General features: G+C 64.8%; 15 protein-coding genes and 2 pseudogenes. 13 read left to right on the plus strand and 4 right to left on the minus strand.

Annotation, left to right across the window (positions count from 1 at the left end; all coding sequences use genetic code 11):
• Positions 1 to 25: 25 nt before the first annotated feature.
• The 8 genes from M5I08_RS12620 (at position 26) to zwf (ending at position 7,856) form a co-directional block, all read left to right on the plus strand.
• On the plus strand, positions 26 to 820 hold the full coding sequence (locus tag M5I08_RS12620) for a helix-turn-helix transcriptional regulator (protein WP_219066915.1): 795 nt from the start codon (positions 26 to 28) through the stop codon (positions 818 to 820).
• Entirely contained in the window at positions 821 to 2,266 is a 1,446-nt protein-coding gene (gene sufB / locus M5I08_RS12625) for a Fe-S cluster assembly protein SufB (protein WP_219066856.1), read from the plus strand.
• 44 nt (positions 2,267 to 2,310) lie between these two features.
• On the plus strand, positions 2,311 to 3,456 hold the full coding sequence (sufD, locus tag M5I08_RS12630) for a Fe-S cluster assembly protein SufD (protein WP_219066914.1): 1,146 nt from the start codon (positions 2,311 to 2,313) through the stop codon (positions 3,454 to 3,456).
• The gene (sufC, locus tag M5I08_RS12635; RefSeq protein WP_219066855.1) at positions 3,453 to 4,253 is read left to right on the plus strand and encodes a Fe-S cluster assembly ATPase SufC; all 801 of its coding nucleotides are present in this window, start codon (positions 3,453 to 3,455) and stop codon (positions 4,251 to 4,253) included. The genes sufD and sufC overlap by 4 nt, the downstream gene beginning before the upstream one ends.
• A 2-nt stretch (positions 4,254 to 4,255) precedes the next feature.
• Positions 4,256 to 5,509 carry a cysteine desulfurase gene (locus M5I08_RS12640; RefSeq protein ID WP_219066854.1) on the plus strand — a complete coding sequence of 418 codons (1,254 nt, stop codon included), beginning with the start codon at positions 4,256 to 4,258 and terminating at the stop codon, positions 5,507 to 5,509.
• Between the two features lie 21 nt (positions 5,510 to 5,530).
• Positions 5,531 to 5,998, plus strand: coding sequence for a Fe-S cluster assembly sulfur transfer protein SufU (sufU, locus tag M5I08_RS12645; RefSeq protein WP_219066913.1), 468 nt, complete (start codon positions 5,531 to 5,533; stop codon positions 5,996 to 5,998).
• Positions 5,973 to 6,320 (plus strand): metal-sulfur cluster assembly factor, encoded by a 348-nt coding sequence (locus M5I08_RS12650; RefSeq protein ID WP_219066853.1) that lies wholly within the window; start codon positions 5,973 to 5,975, stop codon positions 6,318 to 6,320. Before sufU ends, M5I08_RS12650 begins: the two co-directional genes overlap by 26 nt.
• A 135-nt stretch (positions 6,321 to 6,455) precedes the next feature.
• Positions 6,456 to 7,856 (plus strand): glucose-6-phosphate dehydrogenase, encoded by a 1,401-nt coding sequence (zwf, locus tag M5I08_RS12655; protein ID WP_219066912.1) that lies wholly within the window; start codon positions 6,456 to 6,458, stop codon positions 7,854 to 7,856.
• Between the two features lie 317 nt (positions 7,857 to 8,173).
• Here zwf and M5I08_RS12660 read toward each other — a convergent pair.
• Together M5I08_RS12660 and M5I08_RS12665 are read right to left on the minus strand one after the other, a co-directional pair.
• Positions 8,174 to 9,011: pseudogene (locus M5I08_RS12660) on the minus strand (acyl-CoA dehydrogenase family protein); the annotation flags it as partial.
• A 179-nt stretch (positions 9,012 to 9,190) separates the two neighbouring features.
• Positions 9,191 to 9,973, minus strand: coding sequence for a hypothetical protein (locus M5I08_RS12665; RefSeq protein WP_219066852.1), 783 nt, complete (start codon positions 9,971 to 9,973; stop codon positions 9,191 to 9,193).
• A gap of 116 nt (positions 9,974 to 10,089) precedes the next feature.
• Here M5I08_RS12665 and M5I08_RS12670 point away from each other — a divergent pair, with 116 nt between their 5' ends.
• The 5 genes and pseudogenes from M5I08_RS12670 to M5I08_RS12690 all read left to right on the plus strand — a co-directional run bounded on the left by M5I08_RS12670 (position 10,090) and on the right by M5I08_RS12690 (position 14,098).
• Entirely contained in the window at positions 10,090 to 10,719 is a 630-nt protein-coding gene (locus tag M5I08_RS12670; RefSeq protein WP_219066851.1) for an MBL fold metallo-hydrolase, read from the plus strand.
• Positions 10,720 to 10,858: 139 nt separating this feature from the next.
• Complete coding sequence (gene trxA, locus M5I08_RS12675) at positions 10,859 to 11,221, plus strand: thioredoxin (protein WP_219066850.1); 363 nt, start codon at positions 10,859 to 10,861, stop codon at positions 11,219 to 11,221.
• A gap of 88 nt (positions 11,222 to 11,309) precedes the next feature.
• Positions 11,310 to 12,130: pseudogene (locus M5I08_RS12680) on the plus strand (enoyl-CoA hydratase).
• A 22-nt stretch (positions 12,131 to 12,152) separates the two neighbouring features.
• Positions 12,153 to 13,805, plus strand: coding sequence for an ABC-F family ATP-binding cassette domain-containing protein (locus M5I08_RS12685; RefSeq protein ID WP_219066849.1), 1,653 nt, complete (start codon positions 12,153 to 12,155; stop codon positions 13,803 to 13,805).
• 95 nt (positions 13,806 to 13,900) lie between these two features.
• Entirely contained in the window at positions 13,901 to 14,098 is a 198-nt protein-coding gene (locus M5I08_RS12690; protein WP_219066848.1) for a helix-turn-helix domain-containing protein, read from the plus strand.
• A gap of 23 nt (positions 14,099 to 14,121) precedes the next feature.
• On the opposite strand, the gene M5I08_RS12695 is transcribed toward M5I08_RS12690, so the two are convergent.
• Positions 14,122 to 14,685 carry a TetR/AcrR family transcriptional regulator gene (locus M5I08_RS12695; protein WP_219066847.1) on the minus strand — a complete coding sequence of 188 codons (564 nt, stop codon included), beginning with the start codon at positions 14,683 to 14,685 and terminating at the stop codon, positions 14,122 to 14,124.
• Positions 14,686 to 14,695: 10 nt separating this feature from the next.
• Complete coding sequence (locus tag M5I08_RS12700; RefSeq protein WP_370328391.1) at positions 14,696 to 17,497, minus strand: aconitate hydratase; 2,802 nt, start codon at positions 17,495 to 17,497, stop codon at positions 14,696 to 14,698.
• Positions 17,498 to 17,587 lie beyond the last annotated feature (90 nt).

Below are 17,587 nucleotides of genomic sequence, written 5' to 3' on the forward strand. Positions count from 1 at the left end.
GTAGCCGCCGAGCCGGTAAGCCCCGCTGGACCTAGGGCCGGATTTTTGTCACACTTGTGTTGTGAAATTTCGGCCGGACGTCACTGCGGGCGCTCAAGCAGCGCCCGCGGCTTCGACGCACGACGGCCAGACTCGGGGCGCCGTCGTGCGGTTGCTGCTGGAGTCCGGGTCGATCACGGCGGGGCAGATCGGCGACCGGCTGGGCGTGTCTGCTGCCGGGGTGCGGCGCCATCTGGACGCGCTGATCGACGCGGGGGAGGCGGAGTCGGTCCCCGCGGCGGCCTGGCAGCAGGAGGGACGGGGCCGGCCGGCCAAGCGCTACCGCCTCACCGCGGGCGGCCGCGAAAAGCTGGGCCACAGCTATGACGACCTGGCCTCGGCGGCGATGCGACAACTCCGCGAAATCGGCGGCGAGGAGGCGGTGCGCGTCTTCGCCCGGCAGCGCATCGACGCGATCCTGTCCGATGTCGTGCCGGCCGATTCGGGCGCCGGTGCGAATATCGAAGCCACTGCCGAGCGGATTGCCGGGGCGCTGAGCAAAGCCGGCTACGTCGCGACCACCACGCAGGTGCGGGGGCCGATCAACGGCGTGCAAATCTGTCAGCACCACTGCCCGGTGTCGCACGTCGCCGAGGAGTTCCCGGAGTTGTGTGAAACCGAGCAGCAGGCCATGGCCGAGGTACTGGGGACGCACGTGCAGCGGTTGGCGACCATCGTCAACGGCGACTGCGCCTGCACCACTCACGTGCCGCTGATGACTCCACCTTTTCGACGCCCAGCCCGCGTCGAAGCCACCACGAGCAAGCAAGGAGCGTCGTAAATGACGACCACCCCTGAGGTTCAGAAGCTAGACGCACCGATGTCTCAAGAAGAGGCCATTGCCACCATGGGCCGGTACGGCTACGGCTGGGCCGATTCCGACGTCGCGGGAGCCAGCGCGCAGCGCGGGCTGTCCGAGGCGGTGGTCCGTGACATCTCCGCGAAGAAGGACGAGCCGGAGTGGATGCTGGAGAACCGGCTGAAGGCGCTGCGCATCTTTCATCGCAAGCCGATGCCGACATGGGGTTCCAACCTCGAGGGCATCGACTTCGAGAACATTAAGTATTTCGTGCGCTCGATGGAAAAGCAGGCGGCGTCGTGGGACGACCTGCCTGCTGACATCAAAAATACGTACGACAAGTTAGGAATCCCCGAGGCTGAACGGCAACGACTGGTCGCTGGTGTAGCCGCTCAGTACGAAAGCACCGTCGTTTACCATCAGATTCGGGAAGACCTTGCGTCCCAAGGGGTTATCTTCCTGGACACTGACACCGGCCTGGTGGAGCACCCCGACATCTTCAAGCAGTACTTCGGCACGGTGATCCCGGCCGGGGACAACAAGTTCTCCGCACTGAACACCGCAGTGTGGAGCGGCGGCAGCTTCATATACGTTCCGCCCGGTGTGCACGTCGACATCCCCCTGCAGGCCTACTTTCGGATCAACACCGAGAACATGGGCCAGTTCGAGCGGACCCTGATCATCGTCGATGAGAACGCCTACGTTCACTACGTCGAAGGGTGCACCGCGCCGATCTACAAGTCGGATTCGCTGCACTCGGCGGTGGTGGAAATCATCGTAAAGCCCGGTGGCCGTTGCCGTTACACCACGATCCAGAACTGGTCGAACAACGTCTACAACCTGGTCACCAAGCGGGCCCGCGCTGAGGCCGGCGCGACCATGGAGTGGGTCGACGGCAACATCGGGTCGAAGGTGACGATGAAGTACCCGGCGGTCTGGATGACCGGCGAGCACGCCAGGGGCGAGGTGTTGTCGGTGGCATTCGCCGGCGAGGGCCAGCATCAGGACACCGGCGCCAAGATGCTGCACCTGGCCCCGAACACGTCGAGCAACATCGTGTCCAAGTCGGTGGCCCGCGGCGGCGGACGTGCGTCGTACCGCGGGCTGGTCCAGGTCAACAAGGGTGCGCACGGATCGCGTTCCAGCGTGAAATGCGATGCGCTGCTGGTTGATACGATTAGCCGCAGCGACACCTATCCCTACGTCGACATCCGCGAGGACGACGTGACGATGGGCCACGAGGCAACGGTGTCCAAAGTCAGCGAGAACCAACTGTTCTACCTGATGAGCCGCGGGCTGACCGAGGACGAGGCGATGGCGATGGTGGTGCGCGGCTTTGTCGAGCCGATCGCCAAGGAGCTGCCGATGGAGTACGCGCTGGAGCTCAACCGCTTGATTGAGCTGCAGATGGAAGGCGCGGTCGGCTAGTGACGGGATTGACTGAAGCGGTTGAGGGTTCGCCACTCGCCGCTATGAGCAAGGGCGAGCAGTTCGCGTCGTTCGACGTCGACGCGTTCGAGGTGCCCAGCGGCCGCGACGAGATTTGGCGGTTCACCCCGCTGCGCCGGCTACGTGGCCTGCACGACGGCTCGGCGCACGCGACGGGCAGCGCCCAGATCACGGTCAGCGAACGGCCCGGGGTGCGCGTCGAAACTGTCCGGCGCGGCGACCACCGGCTCGGCGACGGCGGTGCTCCCGCCGACCGTGTTGCCGCGCAAGCATTTTCGGCGTTCAACTCCGCGACGGTGATCACTGTCGCACGCGACACGCAGGTCGCCGATCCGGTCGAGGTGGTGATCACCGGCCCGGGCGAGGGTGCAGTGGCCTACGGGCATCTGCAGATCCGGGTCGAAGAGCTGGCCGAGGCCGTCGTCGTCATCGATCAGCGCGGCAGCGGAACGTATGCCGACAACGTCGAATTCGTCGTCGACGACGCCGCCCGGCTCACCGTGGTCTGGATCGCCGACTGGGCCGACGACACCGTGCAGGTCAGCGCGCAACACGCCCGGTTGGGCAAGGACGCGGTGCTGCGGCATGTGGCCGTCACGCTTGGTGGCGACTTGGTGCGAATGTCGGCCACGGTGCGCTTCGCCGCGCCCGGTGGTGACGCGGAGCTGCTCGGGCTGTATTTCGCCGACGACGGTCAGCACCTCGAGTCGAGGCTGCTGGTCGACCACGCTCACTCCGATTGCAAGTCCAACGCGATGTACAAGGGTGCGTTGCAAGGAAATCCGGAGTCGAACCGGCCGGACGCCCACACCGTCTGGGTCGGCGACGTGTTGATCCGGGCCGAGGCTACCGGCACCGACACTTTCGAAGTCAACCGCAACTTGGTGCTCACCGATGGCGCGCGCGCCGACTCGGTGCCCAACTTGGAGATCGAGACCGGCGAAATCGTCGGCGCCGGACACGCGAGCGCCACCGGACGATTCGACGACGAGCAGCTGTTCTATCTGCGCTCCCGCGGCATCCCCGAAGAGCAGGCCCGTCGATTGGTGGTGCGTGGCTTCTTCAACGAAATCATCGCCAAAATCGCAGTACCGCAAGTGCGGGAGCGCTTGACCACCGCCATAGGGCACGAACTGGCCATCACGGAATCGAGAGCGACAACCTCATGACCACTTTGGAAATCAAAGACTTGCACGTCAGCGTCGACAACCAGTCGGATGGCGACGAGATCGCCATTCTCAACGGCGTCAACTTGACGGTGAGTTCCGGTGAGACGCATGCGGTGATGGGGCCCAACGGATCTGGCAAGTCCACGCTGTCGTACGCGATCGCCGGGCATCCGAAGTACCGTGTGACATCGGGCTCGATCACGCTCGACGGCCAGAACGTTCTGGACATGAGCGTGGACGAGCGGGCTCGCGCGGGCCTGTTTTTGGCCATGCAGTACCCCGTCGAGGTGCCGGGCGTGTCGATGTCGAACTTCCTGCGCTCGGCCGCTACTGCGGTCCGCGGCGAGGCGCCCAAGCTGCGGCTCTGGGTCAAAGAGGTCAAAGCCGCGATGGGACAGCTACAGATCGACCAGGCCTTCGGCGAACGCAGTGTCAACGAAGGCTTCTCCGGCGGCGAGAAGAAGCGCCACGAAATCTTGCAGCTGGGATTGCTGAAGCCGAAGATCGCGATTCTCGACGAGACCGACTCCGGTCTGGACGTCGACGCGTTGCGGGTGGTCAGCGAGGGCGTCAACCGCTACGCCGAATCTGGCTGGGATGATGGCACCGGCCAGCCGGTGCCTGGCGGCATCTTGCTGATCACGCACTACACCCGGATCCTGCGCTACATCCATCCCCAATTCGTGCACGTGTTCATCGGCGGGCGGATCATCGAATCCGGTGGCCCGGAATTGGCCGACGAACTCGAAGAGAACGGCTACGTGCGGTTTTCCCAACCGGCGGGCACCGGAGTTTGACCGTGTGCAGTTCCGTGACCTCACTGGACGTGGCCGCAATCCGCGCCGACTTCCCGATCCTCAAGCGGGTGATGCGGGGCGGAAACCAGTTGGCGTACTTGGACTCCGGTGCGACATCGCAGCGGCCGCTGCAAGTCCTGGATGCCGAACGCGAGTTCCTGCTCACCTGCAACGGCGGGGTGCACCGCGGAGCGCACCAGCTGATGGAGGAGGCCACCGATGCCTACGAGCAGGGCCGCACCGACATCGCAGCCTTTGTCGGCGCGCACGCCGACGAGCTGGTGTTCACCAAAAACGCGACCGAGGCGCTCAACCTGGTGTCCTACGTGTTCGGCGACAACCGCTTCGAGCACGCCGTCGGCCCAGGCGATGTCATCGTCACCACGGAGCTCGAGCACCACGCCAACCTGGTGCCGTGGCAGGAACTGGCCCGGCGCACCGGTGCCACGCTGCGCTGGTATGGCCTAACTGACGACGGTCGCATCGATTTGGACTCGTTACAGCTCGACAAGAACGTCAAAGTCATTGCCTTCAGCCATCATTCGAATGTAACCGGAGCGTTGGCCCCGGTGGCCGAGCTGGTGGGCCGAGCGCGCGACGTGGGCGCGCTGACCGTGCTGGACGCCTGCCAGTCGGTCCCGCACGAGCCAGTGGATTTCCATGCGCTCGGCGTCGACTTCGCCGCATTCTCCGGGCATAAGATGCTGGGCCCCAACGGGATCGGCGTGCTCTACGGGCGCCGCGAGCTGCTCGCCGCGATGCCGCCGTTTCTCACCGGCGGATCGATGATCGAGAACGTCGCGATGGAAACGTCCACCTACGCGCCCCCGCCGCAGCGGTTTGAGGCTGGCACCCCGATGACGTCTCAGGTGGTCGGACTGGCAGCGGCCGCACGCTATCTGGACGCTATCGGCATGGACGCTGTGGCACATCATGAACACCAGTTGACCGCCGCCGCGATCGACGGGCTGTCCGGCATCGACGGCGTGCGGATCATCGGACCAACCACGATGGAGAACCGCGGCTCACCGGTGTCTTTCATCGTCGACGGCGTGCATGCCCACGACGTCGGTCAGGTCCTCGACGACGACGGGGTCGCCGTGCGGGTGGGCCACCACTGCGCATTGCCGCTGCACCGGAGATTCGGCTTGGCCGCCACCGCACGGGCATCGTTCGCGGTGTACAACACCCCCGAAGAGGTCGACCGGCTGGTGGCCGGCGTGCGGCGTGCCCTCGACTTCTTCGGTGGAGCGTGAGCCGCTGTGCGCCTGGAGCAGATGTACCAAGACGTGATCCTCGATCACTACAAACATCCGCAGCACCGCGGGCTGCGGGAGCCGTTCACCGCGCAGGTGCACCACGTCAACCCGGTGTGCGGCGACGAGCTCACCCTGCGGGTGGCGCTGTCGCAGGACGGCGAGCAGGTCGCCGATGTCTCCTATGAGGGGCAGGGCTGCTCGATCAGCCAGGCGGCCACGTCGGTACTTACCGAGCAAGTGATCGGGCAGAGCGTGGGCGAAGCGATCAAGACCGTGACCGCGTTCAGCGAAATGGTGTCTTCTCGCGGAACGATCACCGGCGACGAGGATGTGATCGGCGACGGCATCGCGTTCGCGGGCGTCGCCAAATACCCTGCCCGCGTCAAATGTGCACTGCTGGGCTGGCTCGCCTTCAAAGACGCGCTCGCGCAAGCCACGGACAACCTCGAGGAGGTCAAGGATGAGCGAAACCGCCGCACCGGATAACGAACTGCTAACCGATGTCGAGGAGGCGATGCATGATGTCGTCGACCCCGAACTGGGCATCAACGTGGTCGACCTCGGACTGGTCTACGGCCTCAACCTGGCAGAGGGCGAGGAAGGCACGATCGCGCTGATCGACATGACGTTGACGTCGCCGGCTTGCCTGCTGACCGACGTCATCGAAGACCAGTCGCGCAGCGCGCTCGTCGGCACCGGTCTGGTCGATGAACTGCGGATCAACTGGGTGTGGAATCCGCCGTGGGGCCCGGACAAGATCACCGACGACGGCCGCGATCAATTGCGCGCCCTCGGTTTCACCGTCTAAGTCCTTGCAGCCCGAAGGTGACCGGCTTTGTGGAGTTGCGGTCGGACCAGGCCTGGCTACGATCAACGTGTGAGCAATCCCATACCCCACGGGGTCAAGGAGAAGAGTGTCGGCGCGGAGCCGCATCTGATCGTGATGTTCGGTGCCACAGGCGATTTGGCGCGCCGGAAGCTGTTGCCCGGACTATTCCACCTAACCTGTTCCCACCTGGCTCCCGAGATCCGCATCATCGGTACGTCGCTCGATGAGATCGACAGCGAGACCTTCCGCAAACTGGTGTCGAAGGCCTGCAACGAGTTCTCCCACCGCCACACTTCCGATGAAGTTTTGGAGCAGTTCACCACCAGTTTGACTTACGTACCTCTGCACGACGGGCCGGAAGCGTTGGCCCGCGCCGTAGCTGAGCAAACCGAAGCCCTGGGCGGCGATACCCATCTGCTGCATTACCTCAGCATCCCGCCCGCGGCGGTGATGCCGGTCATGGAGACGCTGCAAAAGGCGGACCTGGTCGAGAATTCGCGGGTCATCATGGAGAAGCCGTTCGGAGTCGATCTGGCCAGCGCGAGAAAACTGAACGCGGCGATTCACGAGATCTTCGACGAAGAACAGATCTACCGGATCGATCACTTCCTGGGTAAGGAGGCCGCACAGAACATTCTCGCGTTCCGGTTCGCGAACGGGTTGTTCGAGCCGATCTGGAATCGAAATTTCATCGACCACATCCAGATTGACGTGCCGGAGAGGCTCACCTGTGAGAACCGCGTTGGGTTCTACGAATCCGTGGGGGCGTTCCGGGACATGGTGGTCACCCACTTGTTCCAGATTCTGGCGTTCGTCGCGATGGAGCCACCCACTGAGCTTGCTCCCGAGGCGATCAACGACGAGAAGAAGAAGGTTTTCCGCTCGATGCGCCCGGTTGATCCCAGTCAGGTGGTGCGCGGGCAATATCGGGGTTACCGCGACGAGCCCGGGATATCTGCCGAATCGGACACCGAAACATTCGTCGCGCTTAAATGCGAGATCGACAATTGGCGCTGGGCGGGCGTCCCGTTCTTTCTGCGCACCGGCAAAGGTCTGGCTGAGGGGCAGCGCATCATCTCCATCGCATTCCACGAGCCGCCGAGGAGCATGTTTCCGCCCGGGTCGGGTGTGGGACAAAAGGGTCCCGATCACCTGACCTTCGATCTTGCCGACGTATCAAAGATGTCGCTGTCGTTTTACGGTAAGCGGCCCGGACCGGGAATGAAGCTGGACAAGCTCAGCCTGCAATTCACGATGGAAGACACCGGCCATGCCCGCGATGTGCTCGAGGCCTACGAGCGATTGATCCTTGACGCGATTCGCGGCGATCGGACGCTGTACAACACGGCGGAAGGTATCGAGCGGCTGTGGGAAGTCTCGGCACCGTTGCTCGACGATCCGCCACCGGTACACAGTTACGACCTCGACTCATGGGGCCCCAACGCGGTCCATCCCCTGATTGCGCCGCGAGCGTGGCGGCTGCCGTTCGAGCGTGGTTGGCGCGGAAAGAACTGACAGCGCCTCAGCGCCACCGCAGGTCGCTGTTATCGCCGCGCCAGCGTGACGGCGGAATCATCGGCGCGCCACGCAGTCCCGACGCTTCGACGTGGCGCAGGGCGGCATCCAAGTGCTGACGCATCCGGCGTTCGGCCTTCTGCGGATCTCGCGCGGTAATCGCGGCGACGAATCGCGCGATGCACTTAAGACGTCGCAGCGGGGCTTCGCGTGGACGGGAAACAGGCGGACTCGAGATCCTTTCGAATCGACGGCCGCTCTGAGCAGGCCAGCCAGGCGACGATTCTCACCGTTCGTGGCATAGCCGAGACTCGGCTGGCGGGCAGTCTATGCGCTCCGAAGGTCAACTCGCATGTCGGTGACGCCTTCAGACCCATCTTGTGTTCCAGACCGGTGGCGAAAACGCCGTTGCGGGAACCGAGTTCGAAAGTCTCCGGGTCGAAGAGGTACTTGGGAACGTAGAATAGGCTCAGTCCTTTGGTGCCCACGCCGGCACCCGCGGGCCGGGCCAGCACGAGATGGAAGATGTTCTCGGCGGTGTCGCCCACGTCGCCGCCGGAGATGAAACGCTTGACGCCCTCGATGTGCCAGCTGCCGTCCCGCTGCGCGATCGCCTTGGTTCGACCCGCACCGACGTCGGAGCCGGCGTCCGCCTCGGTCAACACCATGGTGGCCGCCCAGCCCAGTTCCAGAGCCATTGCCGCCCAACGCTTCTGCTGCTCGGTACCCTCGATGTAGAGCGCGTTGGGCCATCGCCGGGCCCATGCTGTAGAAGAAAGCCGCGGCCGTATTGGCGCAATACAGCATCTCGTTGATCGCCCAGGTGACCGGGCCTGGTGCGGACACGCCGCCGATCTCTTCGGCAAGACCGATGCGCCACCAGTCTGCGGCTTCCGCCGTCTGCACCGATTTGGCCAACTCGGCCGGCACCGAAATGGTGTGCCGGTCCGGCTCGAAAACCGGTGGGTTACGGTCGGCGTCGGCGAACGACTCGGCGATGGGGCCCTCGGCCAAGTGAGCAACCTCATCGAGCATCGTGTGCACCGTGTCGACGTCGAGCTCCCGATAGCGCCCTGAGCCCAGAACTGCGCCGATGCCCAACACCTCGAACAGATTGAACTTCAGGTCGCGCAGGTTTGCGATGCAGTGCCCCAACGATTTTCCTCTCCTCGTCGACGCCCAGGTGGACCTGAACGCAGTATCGCCGGGGTGGGATTGGGTACGCAACCGTAACCTACGCCGACGGAACCGTAGGGTCCGAGGTCAGCGCTGCTGTGATCGCCGTCACGCCATACGACGTGCGCGAAAGCGCTTGCGCCAGTCGCGTCTTGGCCCTAGTGGTGCCAGAGGTGGGGTAGGTGCGGGATGTGGAAGTGGCGGTGCGGGCGACCCATCGGCGGGCACGGTTCGAGGTCGATGCTCGCCGCATGCAGCACACCGGCGTCCTTGGTCCCCTGCGCTGCCATGCACTTACCGTTCTGGATCGCTTGCGCATCGGTAACCGCATGCTTCTCATAGGTGGTCGTGTCGGTGACGTTCACGGTGGCGTGCGTGGGCTTGCCGGTGGGATCGACGCCGTTGACGGCGATGGTGTTACCCGTAACCGAGTCGACGATGCCGTTGACGGGGGGACTTCCGGCCGGCCCTGCGGGCGATGGCGGCAGCGGCGGGCACTTGCCGCCTTCGGACGGGCTGATCGTTACGCTCTGCGCGGTCACCAGCCCGCCGGGCGGTCCGCTCTGCGCGGCGGGCTCGACATCCACGCAACTACCACGGGTGACGTCGGTCGGCTTGGCCGGTTCGAGCTCGGTGACCATCGTCTGCGGTGTGAAGTCCACCGCGGCCGCCGTCCGATCCCGCTGCGTGAGCTCGATGCGGTTGCCAGACACCGATCTGACCAAGCCCTCGACCTCGTCATGACCCATGGGTGGTGGCGGCGGCGGCGGGGGCTTGGGCGGAGCCATCGTTGGGCTTGCCGACGTGCTGGGCCTTCCGGTGTTTTCGTTGCTCGAATGTCCGCACCCGGCAAGCGACACGGCGATGGCGCCGGTGACCGCGAGGATCGCGAGGATCGCGAGCCGAGTCAATCGATGGTGCTGCGTGGTGGCGGTCCTCACGGTTCTCCGATCGCGGCGTTGTGTAGCGGGGTACCCGCTGCACGGCCGAGTTGCACCTTTATTCGTCCGGCTGGTGAGCACTCGTTGCGGCGGCCCGGTCGAATTAGGGTTGTGCCATGTTCTGGTTGTGCAGAACCTGCGGAGTCGAGCACGCCACCGCATCGAATGTATGCGCGATTTGCGCCGACGACCGGCAATGGGTGCCGGCCGAGGAGCAGCAGTGGGCGACGCTGGAGCGTGGGCCGGTCATCGCAATCGCGGCCAGCCATCCGCACATGTACGGCGCACAGGTCGAATGGAGCCACCGCCTGGGCGGTGTCCCGGTCTATGCGAACGCCGCGGATGCCGAGTGGGTGATGCGTCCTGACCCGGTGATCGAGCAGTGGACGGACACCTTGCAGCTGACGCCGTCGTTATCGGTGGTCCGGGTCGGCGGACATTTTCCGGGCAGCGCCGTCGCCTGCTGGGCCGACGGGGCCGGCGGGCGCGGTGTGCTGCTCGCCGGCGACACCGTCTTTCCCAACCCGGACCGCCGCACGGTTGGGTTTTTGCGCAGCTATCCGAACCATCTTCCGCTGTCCGGCGCCGTCGTGCAGCGCATGGCCAACACGCTGGCGGCGTTGCACTTCGACCGGATCTATGGCCTGTTCACGAACTCCATCGATGCCAACGGCCACGCGGCGGTCCGGCAATCGGCCGCCCGCCACGCCGCCTGGGTCCGTGGCGACTACGACCACCTGACGTGATCATCCGGTGCGCTGAGGTCTCGAACTGCCGAGCGTGGACTTTTGTCACGCTTTTCGCCCGCCAGCGTCACACAAGTCCACACTCGGCGGGCAAAGACGGCCGGGGAACACCGAGGCTGCTCACGGCGTTGAGCCGAGTGTGACTACCCAAGACCTCACCGCCGAACGGTTCAACGAAACCATCAACGACAATGACATCGTGCTCGTCGACTTCTGGGCATCCTGGTGCGGCCCCTGCCGCCAATTCGCGCCCACGTTCGCCGCATCCGCGGAAAAGCACCCCGATATCGTGCATGCCAAGGTCGACACCGAAGCCGAACAGCAACTTGCGGCTGCTGCCCAGATTCGGTCCATCCCGACGTTGATGGCGTTCAAGAAGGGCAAGCTGGTGTTCAACCAGGCCGGAGCCCTGCCGCCGGCCGCGCTGGAGGACTTGGTCCAGCAGGTCAAAGACCTCGACCTCGAGGCTGCGATCGCGGCGCAGGAGTCCGACCAGGCATGAAGGCATTGAGGCGCGACAGGGTTAATTGCCTTACTCCTCACCGGTCCGCCGTGCGGACCGGATCATCGTCGGGCGTTGCCGTTCAACGGTGAATTTGGTCCTCGTTGAACATCCGCGACCACAGGTCGCCCTCATCACCCTCAACCGGCCGGAGCGGATGAACTCCCTGGCGTTTCGACGTCATGGTGCCGCTGAAGGCAGCATTTGAGGAAGTCGCCTATGACACCTCGGTGCGGGTGGTGGTGCTGACCGGGCTGCTCGCGGTTTCTCGTCGGGCGCCGACCACAAGTCGGCCGGGGAAGTGCCGCATGTGCAGGGCCTGACGCGGCCGACCTACGCGCTGCGGTCCATGCGGGTTCTTGACGACGTCATCCTGGCGCTGCGACGGCTGTACCAACCGGTGATCGCCGCGGTTAACGGTGCGGCGATCGGCGGCGGGCTGCGCCTGGCGCTGGTCGCCGACATCCGCGTCGCGTCCAGTGCGTCCAGTGGAGCCTATTTCCGCGCCGCCGGCATCAACAACGGCCTGACGGCCAGTGAGCTGGGTCTGAGAGCTACTTGTTGCCGCGGGCCATCGGGTCGTCGCGGGCGTTCGAGATCATGCTGACCGGTCGAGACATCGACGCCGAGGAAGCCGAGCCGATCGGGCTGGTGTCCCGGCAGGTACCCGAAGACCGGTTGCTGGAGACCTGTTATGCGATAACCGAACGAATCGCGGCGTTCTCGCGGCCGGGAATCGAGTTGACCAAGCGCACACTGTGGAGTGGACTGGACGCCGCTAGCCTGGAAGGGCACGTGCAGGCCGAGGGCCTGGGGCAGCTTTTCGTTCGCTTGCTCACCACCAACTTCGGAGAGGCGGTTGCCGCGCGTGCCGAAAAGCGGCCGCCGGTATTCACCGACGACAAGTAGCACCCGGCTAAGGAGAGTGACCGTGATCACGGCTACGGACCTCGAGGTCCGCGCTGGCGCGCGCACGTTGCTCTGTGCTAATCGGGAAGGGGCCTCCGGCCCCGCGCTGCGGATACAGCCCGGTGATCGCATCGGCATGGTCGGGCGCAACGGCGCCGGCAAGACGACCACCCTGCGCATCCTCGCCGGGGAGGCCGAGCCCTATGCCGGCACGGTGACGCGCAACGGCGAGATCGGTTACCTGCCGCAGGATCCCAAAGAGGGCGATCTCGACATCCTGGCCCGCGATCGGGTGCTCTCGGCGCGCGGACTGGACACGCTACTCACGGATCTGGAAAAGCAGCAGGCGCTGATGGCCGAGGTCGCCGACGAAGCCGCCCGTGACCGTGCGATTCGCCGCTACGGCCAACTCGAGGAGCGCTTCGCCGCACTCGGCGGATACGGAGCCGAAAGCGAGGCCAGCCGAATCTGCGCGAGTCTTGGGCTGCCCGAACGGGCGCTGACCCAGCAGTTGCGCACGTTGTCCGGCGGACAACGCCGCCGCGTGGAGTTGGCCCGGATTCTGTTCGCCGCGAGCGAAGGAGGAGCCGGGGCTTCAGGTTCAAACACCACCCTCTTACTCGACGAGCCGACCAACCACCTCGACGCCGATTCACTGGGCTGGCTAAGGGAATTCCTGCGGGCGCACACCGGTGGCCTGGTGGTCATCAGCCACAACGTCGACTTGCTGGCCGACGTCGTCAACCGAGTCTGGTTTCTCGACGCGATGCGCGGTGAAGTCGATGTCTACAACATGGGCTGGCAGAAGTATCTCGACGCCCGCGCCACCGACGAGCAGCGCCGCCGCCGGGAACGTGCCAACGCCGAACGCAAGGCCACCGCGTTGCGTACCCAAGCCGCCAAACTGGGCGCCAAAGCTACCAAAGCTGTTGCGGCACAAAATATGCTGCGACGCGCCGACCGAATGATGGCCGCGCTCGACGAAGAGCGGGTGGCCGACAAGGTGGCCCGGATCAAGTTCCCCAGCCCGGCCCCGTGTGGACGCACCCCGCTGGTGGCCAGCGGTCTGACCAAGAGCTACGGATCGCTGGAAGTGTTCACCGGTGTTGATCTGGCGATCGACCGCGGCTCCCGGGTCGTGGTGCTCGGACTCAACGGCGCGGGCAAGACGACACTGCTGCGGCTACTCGCCGGCGCCGAGCGGCCCGACGCCGGAGCGTTAGAACCCGGACACGGTTTGAAAATCGGGTATTTCGCGCAGGAGCACGACACCCTCGACGACACCGCGACGGTATGGGCGAACATCCGCCACGCCGCACCCGATTCCGGAGAGCAAGACCTGCGTAGTCTGCTCGGCGCATTCATGTTCAGCGGTAGCCAACTCGACCAGTTGGCCGGCACGCTGTCCGGCGGCGAGAAGACGCGGCTGGCGCTGGCCGGCCTGGTGGCGTCGACGGCGAATGTGTTGCTGCTCGACGAGCCGACCAACAACCTCGATCCGGCGTCGCGCGAGCAGGTGCTGGATGCACTGGGTAGCTACGCCGGCGCGGTGGTGCTGGTGACGCACGATCCCGGCGCCGCCGAAGCGCTCGATCCGCAACGCGTCGTGCTGCTTCCCGACGGCACCGAAGACCATTGGTCGCAGGATTACCGCGATCTGATCGAGTTGGCCTGACCGCTGCCGCAGGCGATTTCGTCAAATTGGCCCGCCGCCCCCGTCGACTTTCTACGCTGTGTGCTTTGAGGAACCTATTCAGCGGGGAGGCACCGATGAGGAAATCGAGAAAAACGCGCGAGCAGGTGCTGGACGAATTGCGCAACGCCTACGAGGGCGGAGCCAGCATTCGCACCCTGGTCGCGTCCACCGGCAGGTCGTACGGGTCGGTTCACAGTATGTTGCGCGAGTCGGGCACCACGATGCGCAGCCGCGGTGGGGCCAACCATCGCAGCCGATCTCGGGTCGGGTAGTCCGCAGCTTTCGTCGCGATAACTTAACCCTGTCGTACCGAACTCTCGACCAGATCGAGGACGGCGCCAAGGCGCCGCGGGTCTTCGCCCGAGGCCACCCGGGCGACCAAGCCGTCGAGAACCAAGTCCAGGTAGCACACCAATACGTCGCTGGGAATGTCGTCGCGCACCCGCCCGGCCTGCTTCTGTCGACGTAGCCGATCAACCGTCGCCGCCGTCAGCTCCGCCGAGCGCTCCGCCCACCCCCGGCTGAACGCGGAATCATGGCGCAGCTTTCGCGCGATCTCCAATCGCGTGGCGAGCCAGTCGAACTGGTCGGGCGTGGTGAGCATGTCCCGCATCACCTGGATGAGACCCCCGCGCGACGCGACGGCGGCCATCCGTTCAGCGTCCTCGCGGGCCAGCTCGAAAAACAGCGTGTCCTTGTCACGGAAATGGTGAAAGATCGCACCCCGCGACAAGCCGACGGCTTGTTCCAGCCGGCGCACCGTCGCCTGCTCATAGCCGTATTCGGCGAAGCAGCGACGGGCGCCGTCGAGGATCTGACGGCGACGGGCCGCCAGATGGTCCTGGCTGACCTTGGGCACCGGCGCTCCGCTAGCTGGGCGTGAGCATGTTGCGCAGCACGTACTGCAGGATGCCGCCGTTGCGGTAGTAGTCGGCTTCACCCGGCGTGTCGATCCGCACCACTGCATCGAATTCGACCGCCGCGCCACCGTTCTTAGAGGCCTTGACGTGCGCCGTCTTTGGCGTCTTGCCGTCGTTGAGCGCTTCGATGCCGGTGATGTCGAAGACCTCAGTGCCGTCGAGGCCCAACGACTCGGCGGTCTTGCCGTGCGGGAATTGCAGCGGGATCACGCCCATGCCGATCAGGTTGGACCGGTGGATGCGCTCGAACGACTCGGCGATCACCGCACGGACGCCCAGCAGCCGGGTGCCCTTGGCTGCCCAGTCGCGCGACGACCCCGAACCGTATTCCTTACCGCCGAGCACAACCAGCGGAATGCCTTTTGCCGCATAGTTTTGCGCCGCATCGTAGATGAACGCCTGCGGCGCGTCGGCCTGGGTGAAGTCGCGGGTGTACCCACCGGAGACATCATCGAGGAGCAGGTTGCGAAGCCGGATGTTGGCGAACGTGCCGCGGATCATCACCTCGTGGTTGCCGCGCCGCGACCCGAAGGAGTTGTAGTCCTTGCGCTGCACGCCGTGCTCGTCGAGGTACTGTGCCGCCGGGGTACCCGGCTTGATGCTGCCCGCCGGCGAGATGTGGTCGGTGGTCACCGAGTCGCCGAGTAGCGCCAGCACCCGCGCGCCGGTGATGTCACCGACCGGTTCCGGCTCGGCGGGCATGCCGTCGAAGTACGGCGGCTTGCGCACATAGGTCGAGTCGGCGGCCCACTCGAAGGTGTTGCCGGTGGGGGTGGGCAGGTTGCGCCACCGCTCGTCGCCTTTGAACACATCGGCGTAGTTGGTGACGAACATCTCTTGGTTGATCGCCGACGCGATGGTGTCGGAGACATCTTTCTGCGACGGCCAGATGTCTTTGAGGAAGACGTCATTGCCGTCGTTGTCTTTACCCAGCGGCTGTGACTGGAAATCGAAGTCCATTGTGCCGGCCAGCGCGTAGGCGACCACCAGCGGCGGTGACGCCAGATAGTTCATCTTCACGTCCGGGTTGATGCGGCCTTCGAAATTCCGGTTGCCGGACAGCACCGCGGCCACCGATAGGTCGTTGTCGTTGACCGCCTTGGAGATCTCCTCGGGCAGCGGGCCCGAGTTGCCGATGCACGTGGTGCAGCCGTAGCCCACCAGGTAGAAGCCGAGCTTCTCCAAATACGGCCACAGGCCGGCCTTTTCGTAGTAGTCGCTGACGACCTGTGAGCCCGGCGCCATCGTGGTCTTGACCCAGGGCTTGGCGGTCAGGCCCTTCTCCACGGCGTTGCGCGCCAGCAGCGCCGCACCCAGCATGACCTCGGGGTTGGACGTGTTGGTGCATGAGGTGATCGCGGCGATCACCACCGCGCCGTGATCGAGCACGAATTCCCCGAGCTCATCAGACTTCACCGTCACGGGGCTGCTCACCCGGCCCTTGGCATGCGTTGCGGCCGACTCGACTGGTTTGTGGTCGTCGGCATGGCCGTTGCTCAGTGCCCCCGGGTCGCTGGCCGGGAACGTCTGGTCGACTACCTCGTCCAGCTTGGAGTAGTCCTTCTTGTCTGGGTCGTCGCCGACGTAGGTCGGGATCTGCTCGCGGAAAATGGATTTGGCCTCGGCCAACGGAATACGGTCCTGCGGCCGCTTCGGTCCGGCGATCGAGGGAACAACCGTGGAAAGGTCCAGCTCCAGATACTCGGAGAACTGCGGCTCGTGCTTGGGATCGTGCCACATCCCCTGCTCTTTCGCGTAGGCCTCGACCAGCGCGAGTTGCTCTTCTTTGCGTCCGGTGAATCGCAGGTAGTGAAGAGTTTCCTGGTCGATGGGGAAAATTGCTGCGGTCGAACCGAATTCGGGGCTCATGTTGCCCAGCGTCGCGCGGTTGGCCAGCGGCACTTCGGCCACACCTTCGCCGTAGAACTCGACGAACTTACCGACCACACCGTGCTTACGCAGCATCTCGGTGACGGTGAGCACCACGTCGGTGGCCGTAACACCGGGCTGAATCTCGCCGCTGAGTTTGAACCCGACCACCCGCGGGATGAGCATCGATACCGGTTGGCCGAGCATCGCGGCTTCCGCCTCGATTCCGCCGACGCCCCAGCCCAATACGCCGAGGCCGTTGACCATCGTGGTGTGTGAGTCGGTGCCTACACATGTGTCAGGGTAGGCCACCCCGTCGCGCTCCATCACCACGTGTGCGAGGTATTCGATGTTGACCTGATGCACGATGCCGGTCCCCGGCGGCACCACTTTGAAGTCGGCGAAAGCACCCTGCCCCCAACGCAGGAATTGATAGCGCTCGCCGTTGCGCTGGTATTCGATTTCGACATTGCGCTCGAACGCGTCGGCGCGGCCGAAAAGATCCGCGACCACCGAGTGATCGATCACCAGATCGGCCGGGGCCAACGGGTTTACCTTCTCGGCGTCGCCGCCCAGATCGCCGATGGCTTCGCGCATCGTCGCGAGATCGACGATGCACGGCACACCGGTGAAGTCTTGCATGACCACGCGCGCGGGGGTGTATTGGATTTCTATGCTCGGCTCGCCCGACGAGTCCCAGTGTGCAATCGCCTGGATGTGCTCCTTGGTGATGTTGTTGCCGTCCTCGTTGCGGAGCAGGTTTTCAGCGAGCACCTTGAGGCTGTAGGGGAGTCTCTCGGCGCCAGGCACGGCGTCCAGCCGATAGATCTGGTAACTGTTACCGCCGACCGTCAGGGTGTTGCGCGCTTCGAACGAATTCATCGAATCTTTTCTGGTCACATCAACTCCCCGGATCCTGTTCGTCGGAGGCGATCCGCTGCACCCGGCTTACGCCGCGCTTGCGATCGCCGC

The sequence above is a fragment of the Candidatus Mycobacterium methanotrophicum genome, from assembly GCF_023515995.1.
Classification (GTDB): domain Bacteria; phylum Actinomycetota; class Actinomycetes; order Mycobacteriales; family Mycobacteriaceae; genus Mycobacterium; species Mycobacterium methanotrophicum.